Origin of the sequence: Bacillus paralicheniformis (assembly GCF_001042485.2) — a bacterium.
GTDB classification, from domain to species: domain Bacteria; phylum Bacillota; class Bacilli; order Bacillales; family Bacillaceae; genus Bacillus; species Bacillus paralicheniformis.
The window spans coordinates 284,232-298,731 of sequence record NZ_LBMN02000012.1 but is presented as its reverse complement, the minus strand read 5'-3'; the positions used below and the strand labels follow the sequence as shown (position 1 = coordinate 298,731).

Sequence of the window (14,500 nt, the reverse complement as noted above, 5' to 3'; positions counted from 1 at the left end):
GGTATATTGAATAGGGGGACGATAGACACAAAAAAGAGGTGTGTATATATGAAGATGACAGTCATCGGCTGCTGCGGAGGATTTCCGGCTGCAAATGAAGCGACTTCAGGCTATCTCTTTCAATCCGGGGATTATTCCGTTTTAATCGACTGCGGCAGTGCCGTTTTATCGAAGCTTCAGCTGTTTCTGCCCGTTGAGGAGCTTGATGCCGTTATATTATCCCATTATCATCATGACCATATTGCGGATGTCGGCCCTTTGCAATTTGCCAAACTGGTCGGCTCATTCCTCGGCAAGGGAGCGAATGCCCTTCCGATATATGGACATCCTTTTGATGAAGAGCAGTTTTCAAAGCTTACATATAAAACGCATACCGCTGGATTGGCCTATGATCCGAAAGAGTCTTTGGCAATCGGACCGTTTACGTTCACGTTTTTAAAGACGGTTCATCCTGTTGACTGCTTTGCTATGAGGGTGACGGACGGTGTTCATTCTGTCGTTTATACAGCCGATTCGAGCTTTCAGGAAGCTTTCATCCCGTTCAGCGCAGGAGCCGATCTATTGATCTCGGAGTGCAATTTTTATGCGGATCAGGATGGGAGAAGCGCCGGTCATATGAACAGCCTCGAAGCGGGACGCATCGCTGCAGAAGCGGGTGCGGGACATCTGCTCTTGACACACCTCCCGCATTTCGGGGAACATCAAAAACTAGCAGAAGAGGCCAAAACCATTTATAAAGGCGCGGTTGATCTGGCGCACACCGGTTATGTGTGGGGAGAATAGAAGGAGGAACTGACAAACATGCTGTTTATCGATAATCAAAATATTACAGATCCGAGGATCAACTTGGCGATTGAGGAGTACTGCTTAAAGCACCTCGATCCTGAAGAGACGTATCTGCTGTTTTATATCAACCAGCCGTCGATCATCATTGGCAAAAACCAAAATACGATTGAGGAAATCAACACAAAGTATGTGGATGAAAACGGGATCATTGTCGTTCGCAGGCTGTCAGGCGGCGGAGCTGTCTACCATGACCTCGGGAACTTGAACTTCAGCTTTATTACGAAAGACGACGGCAACAGCTTCCATAATTTTAAGAAGTTTACGGAGCCCGTTGTGGCCGCTTTAAAGCGGCTTGGCGTCGATGCGGAGCTGAGCGGCCGAAACGACTTGATGGCAAACGGCCGGAAAATTTCGGGAAACGCCCAGTTCTCAACGAAAGGGAGAATGTTCAGCCATGGCACGCTGTTGTTCGATTCTGAGATAGAACATGTCGTATCGGCTTTAAAAGTAAAAAAAGATAAAATCGAATCAAAAGGCATCAAATCGATCAGGAGCCGGGTAGCCAATATCAGCGAATTTCTCGATCAGAAGATGACGACAGTGGAATTCCGAAGCATGCTTCTCCGCTATATTTTTGATACCGAAGGGGAAATACCGGAGTATAAGCTGACTGAAAAAGACTGGAAAATCATCAATCAAATTTCAAAGGAACGCTATCAAAACTGGGATTGGAACTATGGGAAGTCTCCGAAATTCAATCTTCAGCATTCAAAACGATTTCAAGCGGGATCGGTCGACATCCGCCTGGAAGTGCAAAAAGGCGTGATCTGCGAGTGCAAAATATTCGGTGACTTTTTCGGAGTCGGCGATGTCAGCGATATTGAAGAGAAGCTGACAGGCGTACAGTATGAAAGAAAAGCGATTGAAGAAGCCCTTCAAGGCGTCGACATCAAGCATTACTTCGGCAATATTCAAAAAGAAGAATTTTTGGATCTTGTCTACTAAAAGAGAGGCTGCGGTTTCCGCGGCTCCTTTTTAACTTGAGAGGAATGGAAGATATTTCCCAACAGCCCTTGAGTGTTTTCTGTTCATTTACTATAATGGGAATAGATTTTGATTATCACAAAATGAATGGTCATTCATTCATTTTTAAGGGGTGGGAGAATGAATTTAGTTTCAAAATTAGGGGAAACAGCTCAATCAAAGCCTGACAGAACCGCTTATATTTTTGGGGAACAGACGGAAACATACGGGGGATTACAGCAGAAAATTGATTGCTTTGCAGAAGGTCTGCGCGAAATCGGGGTGGAAAAGGGAGATCATGTTGCTTTGCTTCTCGGCAATACCCCGCATTTTGTGATTGCGTTTTACGGTGCGCTGAAGGCCGGAGCCGTTGTCATACCGATCAATCCGGCCTATACGCCGACTGAGATCGGCTATATGCTGACAAATGGCGACGCAAAAGTGATCGTGGCTCTGGGACAGCTGCTTCCGCTTTACGAAAAGGTGCATGAATCCCTTCCGAAAGTCAGCTGCGTCGTGCTTTGCGAAACGGGAGAGCCGCTTCGCGAACCGGAAAGCACTGAGGTTAAGATGAAATTGAAATCGTTTACAAACATTATGAAACCTCCTGTCCGGCCGTTTCCTGAAATCGACGCCGAAGATACGGCCGCCATCCTTTATACGTCAGGAACTACGGGAAGACCAAAAGGGGCGATGCTCACACATCAAAATCTATTTTCGAATGCAAATGATACAGCCCGCTATCTAACAATGAATGAATCTGACCTTGTCGTCGCCGCCCTGCCGATGTTCCACGTTTTTTGTTTAACGGTCTGCATGAATGCGCCGCTCATGAACGGCGCAGCGATTTTGATCGTGCCGAAATTCAGCCCCGCCGAAGTTTTCAAGCTGATTAAAAAGCATCAGGCGACGATCTTCTCAGGCGTGCCGACAATGTACAATTACCTGTACCAGTATGAAGGGGCGGATGAAACCGGTTTTCGATCCATCAGGATTTGCATCTCAGGCGGAGCAGCCATGCCTGTTGCTCTCCTGAAAAGTTTTGAAGAAAGATTCGGCGTTCTCGTTTTAGAAGGCTACGGTTTGTCGGAGGCTTCTCCTGTTACATGCTTTAACCCGTTCAGCACCGGCCGCAAGCCAGGATCGATCGGCACGAACATTCTCAATGTGAAAAACAAAGTCGTCAATGAAATCGGGGAAGAGCTGCCTGCCGGTCAAGTCGGGGAGTTGATCGTTAAAGGGCCGAATGTTATGAAAGGGTACTACAACATGCCGGAAGAAACGGCCCATACGATTAAAGACGGATGGCTGTATACAGGTGATTTGGCAAAACGGGATGAAGACGGTTATTTTTATATCGTCGACAGAAAAAAAGACATGATTATCGTCGGCGGCTATAATGTCTATCCGAGGGAGATCGAAGAAGTGCTCTACCTTCATCCGGAAATCGCAGAAGCGGTGGTGATCGGAGTGCCAGACCCGAATACGGGAGAAGCCGTCCAGTGCTATGTCGTTCCGAAGAATAAAACGCTGACAGAGGATGATGTCTTGTCGCATTGCAAAAAGCATCTTGCCAAATACAAGCGCCCGGCGGCAATCGTCTTCATGGATGAAATACCGAAAAATTCGACCGGCAAAATTTTAAGGCGCGCTTTAAAAGACATTTTGACAAATCAATCTTGACACGTTAAAAGGGACGCCTGCCGCGTCCCTTTTCTGCAGTTCTCTGAGAAGAGCGTCTTTTTCCTTTTGTCGGAGAACAAAATATGTGCCCTCCTCTTCTTTCAGGATGACGGCTTCATCTTTCTTCAGCCAGACGGTGAAGTGAACGCGATGTGTGTCGGTCATGCTGATGTATCCGTGATACGCCGGAGAAGGCAGGCTATGCGCCGACTTTTCTTTCATTCTTTTCCCTTTGTTAAATGTATCAAGCAGAACGCCTATGTTGTGCCTATCTTTGATGCTGACCGTTTTTTCGCTGTCATCTGCCTGCTTCAAGATGATTTCTTCGGCATTTCTTGAGTCGAAAGGCTCCGCCATCAAGTGGAATACATAAAAGACAGTGATAGATAAAATACCGAAAAAAAGTATGATCCCCATTATTTTTTTCAGAATGATCACCTCAGGCTATTTATTTTCTCCGTTTAATGGCTTTTCATCCTAAAAAATTATGCTATAATGTTCAATAAATTATACAAATGTTCAATTTATTGAGAGGAGGCAGAAGATGAATTCGATTGAAAAACAAGTCGCAGAAAACATAAAGAGGCTGCGAAAAGTCCGCAATTACAGTCTTGATCAATTGTCATCGATGACTGGCGTCAGCAAAGGCATGCTCGCGCAAATTGAAAAAGGCTCTTCAAGTCCGACGATCACAACTTTGTGGAAGATCGCAAACGGGCTGCAAGTATCATTTACTTCCTTGGCAGAAAAGCCCGCGGGGGAGCCGACGGTCGTCAGAAAGCATGAGAAAACGCCCGTTTTGGCCGGAGAAGAAAAATACGCGGCATTTCCGCATTTTCCCTTCGACCAGAAAAAGAAGTTTGAAATCTTTTATATTGAACTTGCGCCCGGCTGTGTACACGAATCAGAGCCTCACCACGGAGGGATTGAAGAGTATGTGCTCGTCTCTAGAGGAGCGATCGCGGTGACGGCGTGTGATTACACCTGCAGCCTGAACGAAGGCGATGCGATGCATTTCACCGCAAACACCGTGCATACGTACGAAAACAACACGGAACAAACGGCATCATGTTATACACTCATTTATTATCCGTAAAGAGGTGTCAAGATGGAAAAGCACGATTCACTCAACTTTCTAGACGGGCTTCGTTCAGGGGTTTCCCTTGCCGTCGGCTACATTCCGGTCGCTTTGACATTCGGGCTTTTGGCGAAAACAACGGGGCTGTCGCTTTTTGAAACGTTTTTGATGAGCGCCCTTGTTTTCGGAGGAGCGTCCCAGTATATGTCTTTAAGCATGCTCGCCGTTCAGACGGGAATCATCGAAATCGTTATGACGACGTTCATTGTGAATATCAGACATTTTTTATTTTCGGCGACTTTGAATCAATTGGTAGAAAAAGATTCGCCTTGGAAAAAAGCGTTTTACTCATTTTTCGCGGTGACAGATGAATCGTTTGCCGTCGCTGCTCTAAGAAAGGAAAAGCTAACGACCGGGTATATGATCGGCCTCGGTTCGATCGGATATGTAAGCTGGGTTTTTTGGAGTGCGGCCGGGCATTTTGCAGGGGCCGCCATGCCGGCTGTTCTCCAGGAAAGCATGAGCATCGCCCTTTATGCCATGTTTATCGGATTGTTGGTGCCGCCTTTGAAAAAACAGCGAAAAGTCCTGCTGCTGGCGGGGGCGGCTGCGTTATTCAATACCGTTTTCCAAATGAACGGAATATTGTCGGCAGGATGGTCGATCGTCTGCGCTACGCTTTTATCCGCCGTCCTGATTGAATGGCTGTACCAATTTAGAACAGAGGGGAAGAGAAACTATGTTTAGCCCGATCATCTGGATGATTATCGGCATGGCTGCCGTTACATATGTGCCGCGGATGGTGCCGCTCATTGCTTTTGAAAGCCTGAAGCTTCCCGGATTTTTGGAGCGCGTGCTGAAAAATGTGCCGTACGCCGTCTTAGGGGCTCTCATTTTTCCGGGAGTTTTTTTCGTGCAAAGCGGTATGCTCTACGGACTTGCCGGCGCTCTTATCGCATTTTTATTTTCCTATTTTGGAGCAAGCGTCATAGTCGTCGTGATGGGGACGATTTTGACGCTCGCAGGCGCCGGCCTCTTGCTCTCATTGTAAGGCTTGGTTCTAACTTTCGCATGAAAAGCTTACAATAGAAGTAACTGCTATGTGAGAGGAAGTGATTCGCCATGCGGAAATGGATCGCGGGAGCCGGTCTCCTGTATGTGCTGTACGGCCTTTTTTTCTATTGGTATCTCTTTATGGCCGGTGAACCCTCCGTTCCTGAGGCGCTGAAAGGGACAAGCGCAGACCCGGCGGCATTTATGAACGAAAGAGAACTCATGCTGACGGAAGAGTACTCGAAAATAAAGGACTTTATGTTTTTTATCCGGATTCCGTTTGAATGGTTTTTATTTTTTATATTGTTGATTGCCGGTTTATCCAGGAAAATGAAAAATTGGGCGGAGCAGACCTCGAAGAGGAGAAGCATTCAAATCACGGCATATGTTTTTGCTTTGTTTCTGATCGTCACGATCGTTTCTTTGCCGCTTGACTGGATCAGCTATCAATATTCGCTTGACTACGGCATATCAACCCAGACAACCGCGAGCTGGATCAAAGACCAGGTGATCGACTTCTGGATCAGTTTTCCGATAACGGCTGCGGCGGTGATCGTCTTTTACTATTTGATCAAAAAGCATGAAAAACGCTGGTGGTTTTATGCCTGGTGTCTGACGGTTCCGGTTACGCTGTTTTTATTTTTTCTCCAGCCGGTTGTCATTGATCCTTTATACAATGACTTTTATCCGCTGAAAAATAAAGATCTTGAACAAAGCATTCTGAAGCTGGCCGATCAGGCGGATATTCCTGCGAATCACGTCTATGAAGTGAACATGTCTGAAAAAACGAATGCGTTAAATGCCTATGTAACAGGAATCGGCGCCAATAAAAGGATTGTGCTCTGGGATACCACGCTGAACAAGCTGGATGAGCCGGAAATTTTATTCATCATGGCGCACGAAATGGGACATTATGTGATGAAGCATGTTTACATAGGACTCGGCGGGTATCTGCTTTTATCCCTTGCTGTCTTTTATGTGATCGACAAGCTGTACAAGCGGATCATCGGCCGCTATGGAAGAAGCCTTCATATTGCGGGAAAATCCGATCTAGCCGCACTTCCGCTTCTTCTGATGCTGATGGGGGTTATCTCTTTCGCGTCGTCTCCATTTACGAACGCAGTTTCGAGGCATCAGGAAAAAGCTGCTGACCAGTATGCGATTGAACTGACGCAAAACAGCGATGCAGCGGTTTCGACGTTTCAAGAGCTCTCAAAAGCCGGGCTGAGCGAGGCAAACCCGCCGTTTCTCGTCAAGATTTTTAAATACGGCCATCCGACGATCATGGAACGGATTCAAAATATTGAACAACCCTCATCAGAATGAAGAAAAAGCTAGTGCTAAAAACACTAGCTTTTTCTATATGCTATTTGTTAGAATATGTTATTGAGCGGCAGCTTCGACATTGATCAGACCTTTCCCATAGTAGAAGGAGCTTCCCAAATAAGTCGCCGTGCTGGAGAGACGGTTGCGGACTTGTGAAGCTGAAAGGTTCGGATGTTTTGACAAGATCAAAGCTGCTGCTCCCGCTACATGAGGAGAAGCCATTGACGTTCCGTTCAATGTTGCATAAGTGTTCGTTGGGTAAGTGCTGTATACGCCTGCGCCAGGAGCCATGACTTCAAGCTCTGCTCCCACACTGGAAAATGAAGCTCTGTTGCTGTTAGAGTCTACCGCACCAACAGCGATGACAGAATCGTATTTCGCAGGATAGCCAATTGTATTCGTGTTTCCTGAAGATCCGCTGTTCCCTGCTGCAGCTACAACGACAACCCCTTTTGCATATGCATTGTCGACTGCCTGTTTCATCGCTGTCGAGCCTGATGCTCCCCCAAGGCTCATATTGATAACATCCATGCCGTTTGTTGTCGCCCACTCGATTCCGCTTACAATGCCGCTGTATGATCCGCTTCCGCTTGAATTCAGTACTTTAACCGCGTACAAGGATACGCTTGGCGCAACGCCTAATACACCCGTTGTATTGTCAAGCGCAGCTACTGTACCGGCAACATGTGTGCCGTGTCCGTTGCCGTCGGTGTTATAAGCTTCGCCAGCCACAAAGCTTGCTCCGCCGACTACGTTCAAGTCCGGATGAGAAGCTTGGATTCCTGTATCCAGGACGGCTACTTTTACATTCGCTCCCTTAAAGCCTTGAGCCTGCACTTTGTCCGCTTTAATGAGAGGAATGCCGTAAGGAACGGTTTGCGCCAAGGCATGGGCCACATGATCCTCTTCCACATAAGCGACATCCGGATCATTTTTGACTTCCTTAAGCGCTTCTTTGTCTAGCTTCGCTTTTGCCGCGTTGATGATTCTAAACTGCTTGTCCACTTTTCCGCCGCTCTCTTTGATGATGTCCTTTTTGACAGATGCGGTTTTCACTCCTGACTTAAATCCGACAATATAATCCTTTTCAACATTTTTCGCCGGTTGAGCAGCAGAAGCGGAATCGCTGAATGCCATCGTGAACACGAGCATGAAGGCCGTCAGCATCCCAAGCCAAAAACTCTTTTTCCTCATCATTACTCACTCTCCTCCTCTTTATTCAGAATAATTTAAATAGAAGGATAATATAATCTATTCCAATTATTCTGTTAATTTATTATAGAAAAAAAATGAATTATATGGTAGGCCTATTTTTTTGGAGGACCAATTTAAAATTTTTTGGTTATTAATAACTGTTTTAGAAAAATGTTCAGTTCGAAAGTATGAATAGACCGCTTCAGCCTGGCAGGGAAAGAGGTCCCGAGGGCCGCGAATGACAGGAGATTGCTCCATCTGATTCATTTTATGAAAATACTATTCATTTATTTTATGAGATCATTTTTTGCCGAAGGAGGTTGCGGCCTTGTCGATCATCTATTAAAATATGCAATATATCGCATACAGAAACGGGTGAAAGATATGAAATCAGCTCATGTGAAAGGTGTATTGATGGTGCTTGCAGGGGCTTCATTGTGGGGATTATCGGGAAGCGCTGCACAGTACATATTTGAAAGGGGAGCGGTTGAAGCCGGCTCGCTTGTCTCTGTCAGGCTTCTGGCATCGGGAGTCATTCTCTTGTTATATGTTTCAATGAAAAACGGTTTTCAACATGTGTGTAAGATATGGAAGAAAAAAACAGATATTTGTTCGATTTTAGTATTTTCCATTTTTGGAATGCTTGCTGTTCAATATACGTTTTTTGCTTCAATCGAAAAGGGTAATGCCGCGGCTGCTGCAATTCTTCAATACTTGGCGCCTTTTTTCGTATTGTTTTACCTATATGTTAAAAAAGAACTTCCGCCTAAGTGGAAAGATGCCGTACTTACTTTATTGGCGCTTTTCGGCGTGTTTCTTCTTTTGACAGGCGGAAGGCCGGACAGTTTGTATATTCCGGCCGAGGCCGCCGTTTGGGGCATTTTGTCCGGTGGAGCGCTTGCTTTCTATACGGTTTTTGCAGGAGGATTAATTCAATCGTTCGGTGCTTTGACGGTTACGGGATGGGGTATGCTCGTCGGAGGGGCCGGAATTTCTTTTTTGTTTCCGCCGTTTCGGTTTGACCTTTCGCACATTGGGGCAGGGGAGGCGGCAGCCATTCTGTTTGTTGTATTGTGCGGCACAGCTTTGGCGTTTGCCCTATACATCGGCAGCCTTTCTTATCTTTCCGCAAAAGAAACGAGCTGCCTGAGCTGCGCCGAACCGCTAGCGGCTGTTTTGTCGTCGGCGGTCTGGCTGGGTGTGCCGTTCAATGCCTTTCAAGGTGCCGGTACGGTAATGGTGATCATCACGGTCATCATTCTTTCCCTCAGCAGAGAAAGCAAAGCGGGGGATTCCGTGAATGAACGGGTGTAGAAAGGAGAAGGAGGCTCCTTTCTTTTTTTATAATGATAATGATTATCGTTGTCATTGGTATGAAGTGTTGCTATAATAATTTCGTCTACTACCAGAAAAGGAGATACATATGAAGCACAAGTATTTTGCTATTTTATTCCTATTGATGATATCAGTGTTGACAGCCTGCTCGGGGGGAAGCGAAAGTACAAAAACCTTCAGTCAGGATTCCGTGACAGTTAAGCACGACTTAGGAGAAACGAAAGTAAAGAACAATCCGAAAAAAGTTGTGGTTCTTGAATTGGGTTTTATTGATGCGCTCCTTGATGCGGGCATTAAGCCTGTCGGGATTGCGGACGACGGCAAACCTAAGTTTATTAACGAGAATGTCAGAGAAAAAATCAAAGGGTATACTTCAGTCGGTTCGCGCGCCCAGCCAAGTTTTGAAAAAATTGCTTCTTTAAAGCCCGATTTAATAATTGCCGATTCGAGCAGGCACAGCGGTGTCTATGATAAGCTGGCGAAAATTGCGCCGACAATCGCGCTGAAAAACTTGAATGCAGATTATCAGGACACGCTTGACGCGTCTCTTACGATTGCGAAAGCCGTCGGCAAAGAAAGCGCAATGGAGAAAAAGTTGGCTGAACATAAACAAAAGCTGAATGAATTGAAACAGAAATTCGGGAGCCGGAAACAGAGCATTCTTCTGCTCGGAAACACAAATGAAGCAATCACTGTGCGCGACGAAAACTTTTTCACGTCTCAGCTTCTGACGAAAATCGGCTATACATACGGTGTCAGAGACAGCAGCAAAGGCGATGGCGAAAACGGTGAATCCGTCAATATTAAAATGACGCTTGAGCAGCTGCTTGAGAAAGACCCCGACACCATTGTCCTGATGACGGGAGAAAAAGATAAAGTCGATGAAGACGGGAAAAGACCCATTGAAAAAGACCCTCTTTGGAAAAAGCTCAGCGCTGTCAAAAACGGCAAGGTTTATGAAGCCGACAGATTCGCCTGGTCGCTCCGCCGCAGTATTGACGGAGCAGATGCGCTGATAGATGAAATCGGTCAGCATCTTCTGTCTGAGGATCAAAAGAAATCTTAAGAGCCTGCCGGCTTGCTGGATGGGATGACGCATGCTTTTTACAAAAGCATGCGCCAGCGTGTCGACAAACCCTCGCATTCGTTGTCAGGCCTGCGCGTCGGTGCTCACGAATAGAGATAGGATCGGCGGCTAACTGCCCAGACGTCCTGCCTGAACGCCGCCGTCATCACCTCCTGTGAAAGTCAGCTCCGATGCTCGGCCTTCCTAGACTGCAAGGGTTGAGGGTCACGCTGAAAGGATGACAAAATCCCAAAACTAAGAGCCATTTTGGGATTTTGTCAACAATCTGACGCATGCTTTTTACAAAAGCATGCGCTTGTTTTTTTCTAAAGGAGTGACCTGTTTTGATATATATGAAACGTTTTGCACCGCTCATTTTTGTTTTTCTTTTGCTCGTGGGTTTTGCGCTTTCTGTTTCAATCGGTTCGTCAACGATTGCGCTGCCCGACATTTGGGCAGCTGTGTTTATGTACGACGGTTCAAAATTGCACGCGATTATTCAGTCCATCCGAATTCCGCGCGCCTTGGCCGCCGCATTCATCGGCGCGAATCTAGGGGCCGCGGGCGCACTGATGCAGGCGGTGACAAGAAATGCGCTGGCATCTCCGAGCATCTTCGGAATCAATGCAGGGGCCTCTCTTGCTGTCGTATGTTTGACGGTGATGTTTCCTGCGCTTGCCGCTCCCCAGACAGCGATGGGAGCCGCTTTTGCCGGCGGTGCCGCGGCCGCGCTGGTCGTGTACGCGGTTGCCTCAGTATTCAGTGAACACGACAGGGATATCAGCTTTGCCTTGATCGGTGTCGTCATTCAGGCGATCATTGCTTCGATGACGCAAATGCTGCTCATTTTTCATGAAGAGTCGACGGAAACGCTATTGTTTTGGCTTTCCGGTTCTTTAGCGGGGAGCTCGTGGGATAAGCTTCATTTGTTGATTCCGGTAAGCATTGCGGGTTTGTTGGCGGCTTTGGCCTTAGGGAGGGCGGCTTCCGTTATGAGTCTCGGAGATGATGTTTCACATGGGCTGGGACAAAATGTATGGCTCAGCAGATTGTTCATCGCTTTCACTGTTGTCGCGCTGGCAGGAGCATCGGTGTCCGCTGCCGGACCGATTGGTTTCATCGGTTTGATGGTTCCTCATATGATCCGGTATCTGATGGGGGCTGACTATCGGTTCGTGATTCCGTATTCGGCATTGCTTGGAGCCGTTCTTTTGCTGTTTGCTGATATTCTGTCCCGCTTTGTCTATTTTCCGTACCAAACGCCGGTCGGAGTTGTCACGGCAATGATCGGGACGCCGTTTTTCATCTATTTGGCGAGAAGACGGAAAAAGGGGGCGGCATGATGAACAATGCGGAAAGAAAAATGAAAAGACGGCGCGGGCAATCGGCGCTTGTCCTCTCTGCGTTATGCGCCTGTTTGTTGATGCTCATTGTACTCAATTTGGCGATCGGCGATGAAAACATCGGACTGTGGGACGTAATGAAATCACTGGCAGGGCAAGGGGATGCAGGAGTCCGCTTCTTGGTGATGGAATTTCGAATGCCGCGCATCCTTCTCGCTGTGCTTGCCGGAGGGGCGCTTTCAATCGCAGGTGTAGTCGCACAATCGCTGATGAAAAATCCGCTGGCCGCCCCTGACACGCTTGGCATTACAGGAGGAGCGGGATTGGGCGCTGTGATCGTTACGGTCTTGTTTTCACAGCAAAGTCCGCTTCTGCTGACAGGCGCCGCCTTTTCAGGAAGCGTTTTGGCTGCGGCTCTCGTCTATTTATTGGCTTATCGAAACGGGATTTCTCCTGTGCGGCTGGCGCTTGTCGGGATCGCGGTCAATGCTTTTTGCCATTCGGGTATTCAGCTACTCATTTCAAGGGGGAGCCCGAATGTCAACAACGCATTAATTTGGCTGAATGGAAGTCTGTGGGGGAGAGACTGGGATGATGTACTGTCTCTTTTCATATGGTGCTGTCTGGTCATTCCTCCGATATGGTTTGCGGCAAAACCGCTCGATATCATCAAATCAGGGGACGGGATTGCCGTCGGCCTCGGCATCCGGCTCGAAAGAACGCGATTTCTGCTGCTTGCCGGTGCGGTCCTGCTGACAGCTGCGGCTGTGACCGCCGTGGGAACAATCGGTTTTATCGGGCTGATGGCGCCCCATATCGCAAGAAAGCTGGCAGGGGCTGAAACGAGGATCTTGATTCCCGTTTCAGCTCTCGTCGGCGGCATCGTTCTTTTGATAGCCGATGCCGCCGGAAGAGGCCTTGTGCCGCCGCTTGAAATACCGGCTGGATTGATCGCAGCCATTATCGGCGGTCCGTATTTTATCTATTTACTGCGCCGCGAAGCGAGGCGGGGGAGAGCATAAAAAAGACGGCATCAACCTTGCCGTCTTTTTTTAATTTGACAAATGGTGTGAAAGATTGTAATCCTTCACATGCCATTTATTTTCATGGAATTTGATGTTGCTTAGGCACGCATTGACGAGCTTCGTATTTTCCAGGTTGATGTCGCCGTTTGAGATTTTTGACAGAAGGGCGTGTATCGCGGCTCCGTGTGCGACGATCAGCACTTTTTTGTCCGGATACCGCTCGCTGACCTTTTGAACGCCGGCCATCAGCCGTTCGGCAAGCGCTTCTTTTGATTCCTGATTCGGATATTCTTTATCGGGGTAGAGCCTCGTTCTTTCTTCGAATGGCATCCCTTCTGCATCTCCGTAATTCCTTTCGATGAAATCTTCCATTTCAATGATTTCAAGTCCCAGGTATTGATTGATGATTTCAGCGGTTTCTTTCGCTCTTCTTAAAGGGCTTGTAATGATGACGTCCCAGTCGGACCCTTTCAAAAACGCCCCGGTTTCTTTTGCCTGTTTTTGACCGGTTTCATTTAAAGGGATATCGGTTCTTCCCTGCAGTTTTCCTAAAGCATTCCAGTCTGTCTCGCCATGCCGGATCAAACAAATCGCAGTCATTCTGAAAAATCTCCTTTCGATGTCGGCTTTCGCGTTTTTCGGTGATATGGCTATTATACTAAATTTAAAAAACAGAACCACGAAATATGACTGGCACAGAACAACATTTACACGATTTTTTCAAACAGGAGCGTAGCGCCGATTCTGCGGAATTGAAAACATCACTGAGCGTTGCCATTATGGCTGTGAATATATCTTTGACTTGCATAGCAGACTTTCAAATAACGTAATAGAATCAGGTTTCAAAAGCAAAATACACAGGTCATGAATTGACCTGTGTACGGTAGCAGCTTATTTTTTTGTCAGCTCTACGAGAGAATCGACTGAAACCGCGACTTGTGACACGGCGGCATTCACATCTTGAAGGCCGCTTAAAAATGCCTGCAGATCGCCTTCGATTCGGCCGCTTTGCTCTTTGCTCGTTTTCATATTGGAGACGATATCATCGAATAGATGATTGATCTCCGACATCTTGTCTTTGCTTTCGTTCACGAGCTGGTTTACATCTGTAATATGCTTCGTGACGATCGAGATTTGCGCGTTTGTGTTATTGACGAGCTCAGATACGGTGGAGACGGTTTTTTTCGTATCATCGGACAGCTTTCTGACTTCGTTTGCGACGACTGCGAACCCTTTGCCGTGCTCCCCCGCTCTTGCAGATTCGATCGAGGCGTTGAGCGAAAGTAAATTCGTCTGCTCGGCAATGCCTGTTACGATTCCGAAAATCTTTTCGATCTGCAGCGCGATTTCTTCCAGCTTTTTAATTTCCTGCTCGATTTGCGTCATGCTGCTTCCCATTTGATTCAGCTGGTGTTCCTGCTCCTCAAGCTCCTTTTTTCCGCCGATCGATTTTTGTTCGACAGAAACAGCTGTCTTCGTTCCGGCTCTTGACGTTTCGGCGATTTCGGACGATTTGTCGACCAATTCCTGTACAGCGCCCGTTGTTTCGGCAAATAAAGCGGCCAAAGAACCGGAAGTATCTTTGATT

The 14,500-nt window shown here is 47.2% G+C and carries 15 protein-coding genes; 11 read left to right on the top strand and 4 right to left on the bottom strand.

Features of this window, described 5'->3' with window-relative positions; all coding sequences use genetic code 11:
* Positions 1-48: 48 nt before the first annotated feature.
* The 3 genes from ACH97_RS10595 (at position 49) to ACH97_RS10585 (ending at position 3,492) form a co-directional block, all read left to right on the top strand.
* A complete protein-coding gene (locus ACH97_RS10595) occupies positions 49-783 on the top strand; it encodes an MBL fold metallo-hydrolase (RefSeq protein WP_048350511.1) in 735 nt (244 codons plus the stop codon).
* An 18-nt stretch (positions 784-801) separates the two neighbouring features.
* Complete coding sequence (lplA, locus tag ACH97_RS10590) at positions 802-1,791, top strand: lipoate--protein ligase (RefSeq protein ID WP_020450815.1); 990 nt, start codon at positions 802-804, stop codon at positions 1,789-1,791.
* A gap of 159 nt (positions 1,792-1,950) precedes the next feature.
* Complete coding sequence (locus tag ACH97_RS10585; RefSeq protein WP_039072636.1) at positions 1,951-3,492, top strand: fatty acid--CoA ligase family protein; 1,542 nt, start codon at positions 1,951-1,953, stop codon at positions 3,490-3,492.
* Here the strand turns inward: ACH97_RS10585 and ACH97_RS10580 are convergent.
* Entirely contained in the window at positions 3,463-3,909 is a 447-nt protein-coding gene (locus ACH97_RS10580; RefSeq protein WP_020450817.1) for a YhfM domain-containing protein, read from the bottom strand. The two genes, ACH97_RS10585 and ACH97_RS10580, sit on opposite strands and share 30 nt — an antisense overlap.
* A gap of 127 nt (positions 3,910-4,036) precedes the next feature.
* Between ACH97_RS10580 and ACH97_RS10575 the strand changes: the two genes are divergently transcribed.
* The 4 genes from ACH97_RS10575 (at position 4,037) to ACH97_RS10560 (ending at position 6,949) form a co-directional block, all read left to right on the top strand.
* Complete coding sequence (locus ACH97_RS10575; RefSeq protein ID WP_003180313.1) at positions 4,037-4,588, top strand: helix-turn-helix domain-containing protein; 552 nt, start codon at positions 4,037-4,039, stop codon at positions 4,586-4,588.
* A gap of 12 nt (positions 4,589-4,600) precedes the next feature.
* A complete protein-coding gene (locus tag ACH97_RS10570; protein WP_003180314.1) occupies positions 4,601-5,317 on the top strand; it encodes an AzlC family ABC transporter permease in 717 nt (238 codons plus the stop codon).
* A complete protein-coding gene (locus ACH97_RS10565; protein ID WP_048350512.1) occupies positions 5,310-5,621 on the top strand; it encodes an AzlD domain-containing protein in 312 nt (103 codons plus the stop codon). The genes ACH97_RS10570 and ACH97_RS10565 overlap by 8 nt, the downstream gene beginning before the upstream one ends.
* 71 nt (positions 5,622-5,692) lie before the next feature.
* Positions 5,693-6,949 carry a M48 family metallopeptidase gene (locus ACH97_RS10560; RefSeq protein ID WP_020450818.1) on the top strand — a complete coding sequence of 419 codons (1,257 nt, stop codon included), beginning with the start codon at positions 5,693-5,695 and terminating at the stop codon, positions 6,947-6,949.
* Positions 6,950-7,006: 57 nt separating this feature from the next.
* Here the strand turns inward: ACH97_RS10560 and ACH97_RS10555 are convergent, their stop codons facing one another.
* Entirely contained in the window at positions 7,007-8,143 is a 1,137-nt protein-coding gene (locus ACH97_RS10555) for a S8 family peptidase (RefSeq protein WP_025811752.1), read from the bottom strand.
* Positions 8,144-8,527: 384 nt separating this feature from the next.
* Between ACH97_RS10555 and ACH97_RS10550 the strand changes: the two genes are divergently transcribed.
* The 4 genes from ACH97_RS10550 (at position 8,528) to ACH97_RS10535 (ending at position 12,909) form a co-directional block, all read left to right on the top strand.
* Complete coding sequence (locus ACH97_RS10550; RefSeq protein WP_020450820.1) at positions 8,528-9,457, top strand: DMT family transporter; 930 nt, start codon at positions 8,528-8,530, stop codon at positions 9,455-9,457.
* A gap of 109 nt (positions 9,458-9,566) precedes the next feature.
* Positions 9,567-10,544 carry an ABC transporter substrate-binding protein gene (locus ACH97_RS10545; RefSeq protein ID WP_020450821.1) on the top strand — a complete coding sequence of 326 codons (978 nt, stop codon included), beginning with the start codon at positions 9,567-9,569 and terminating at the stop codon, positions 10,542-10,544.
* A gap of 344 nt (positions 10,545-10,888) precedes the next feature.
* Positions 10,889-11,887: a FecCD family ABC transporter permease gene (locus tag ACH97_RS10540; RefSeq protein WP_020450822.1), complete on the top strand. Its 999-nt coding sequence runs from the start codon at positions 10,889-10,891 to the stop codon at positions 11,885-11,887.
* Positions 11,887-12,909 carry a FecCD family ABC transporter permease gene (locus ACH97_RS10535; protein WP_025811748.1) on the top strand — a complete coding sequence of 341 codons (1,023 nt, stop codon included), beginning with the start codon at positions 11,887-11,889 and terminating at the stop codon, positions 12,907-12,909. Before ACH97_RS10540 ends, ACH97_RS10535 begins: the two co-directional genes overlap by 1 nt.
* 30 nt (positions 12,910-12,939) lie before the next feature.
* Here ACH97_RS10535 and ACH97_RS10530 read toward each other — a convergent pair whose 3' ends face one another.
* Together ACH97_RS10530 and ACH97_RS24455 are read right to left on the bottom strand one after the other, a co-directional pair.
* Positions 12,940-13,512: a histidine phosphatase family protein gene (locus ACH97_RS10530; protein ID WP_020450824.1), complete on the bottom strand. Its 573-nt coding sequence runs from the start codon at positions 13,510-13,512 to the stop codon at positions 12,940-12,942.
* 291 nt (positions 13,513-13,803) lie between these two features.
* Positions 13,804-14,298 (bottom strand): methyl-accepting chemotaxis protein, encoded by a 495-nt coding sequence (locus ACH97_RS24455; RefSeq protein WP_237562672.1) that lies wholly within the window; start codon positions 14,296-14,298, stop codon positions 13,804-13,806.
* Positions 14,299-14,500 lie beyond the last annotated feature (202 nt).

Bases quoted from the DNA above. Each gene is read 5' to 3' on its own strand.
- ACH97_RS10595 (WP_048350511.1), top strand. From the start codon at position 49: ATGAAGATGACAGTCATCGGCTGCTGCGGAGGATTTCCGGCTGCAAAT.
- lplA (WP_020450815.1), top strand. From the start codon at position 802: ATGCTGTTTATCGATAATCAAAATATTACAGATCCGAGGATCAACTTG.
- ACH97_RS10585 (WP_039072636.1), top strand. From the start codon at position 1,951: ATGAATTTAGTTTCAAAATTAGGGGAAACAGCTCAATCAAAGCCTGAC.
- ACH97_RS10580 (WP_020450817.1), bottom strand. From the start codon at position 3,909: ATGGGGATCATACTTTTTTTCGGTATTTTATCTATCACTGTCTTTTAT.
- ACH97_RS10575 (WP_003180313.1), top strand. From the start codon at position 4,037: ATGAATTCGATTGAAAAACAAGTCGCAGAAAACATAAAGAGGCTGCGA.
- ACH97_RS10570 (WP_003180314.1), top strand. From the start codon at position 4,601: ATGGAAAAGCACGATTCACTCAACTTTCTAGACGGGCTTCGTTCAGGG.
- ACH97_RS10565 (WP_048350512.1), top strand. From the start codon at position 5,310: ATGTTTAGCCCGATCATCTGGATGATTATCGGCATGGCTGCCGTTACA.
- ACH97_RS10560 (WP_020450818.1), top strand. From the start codon at position 5,693: ATGCGGAAATGGATCGCGGGAGCCGGTCTCCTGTATGTGCTGTACGGC.
- ACH97_RS10555 (WP_025811752.1), bottom strand. From the start codon at position 8,143: ATGAGGAAAAAGAGTTTTTGGCTTGGGATGCTGACGGCCTTCATGCTC.
- ACH97_RS10550 (WP_020450820.1), top strand. From the start codon at position 8,528: ATGAAATCAGCTCATGTGAAAGGTGTATTGATGGTGCTTGCAGGGGCT.
- ACH97_RS10545 (WP_020450821.1), top strand. From the start codon at position 9,567: ATGAAGCACAAGTATTTTGCTATTTTATTCCTATTGATGATATCAGTG.
- ACH97_RS10535 (WP_025811748.1), top strand. From the start codon at position 11,887: ATGAACAATGCGGAAAGAAAAATGAAAAGACGGCGCGGGCAATCGGCG.
- ACH97_RS10530 (WP_020450824.1), bottom strand. From the start codon at position 13,512: ATGACTGCGATTTGTTTGATCCGGCATGGCGAGACAGACTGGAATGCT.
- ACH97_RS24455 (WP_237562672.1), bottom strand. From the start codon at position 14,298: ATGACGCAAATCGAGCAGGAAATTAAAAAGCTGGAAGAAATCGCGCTG.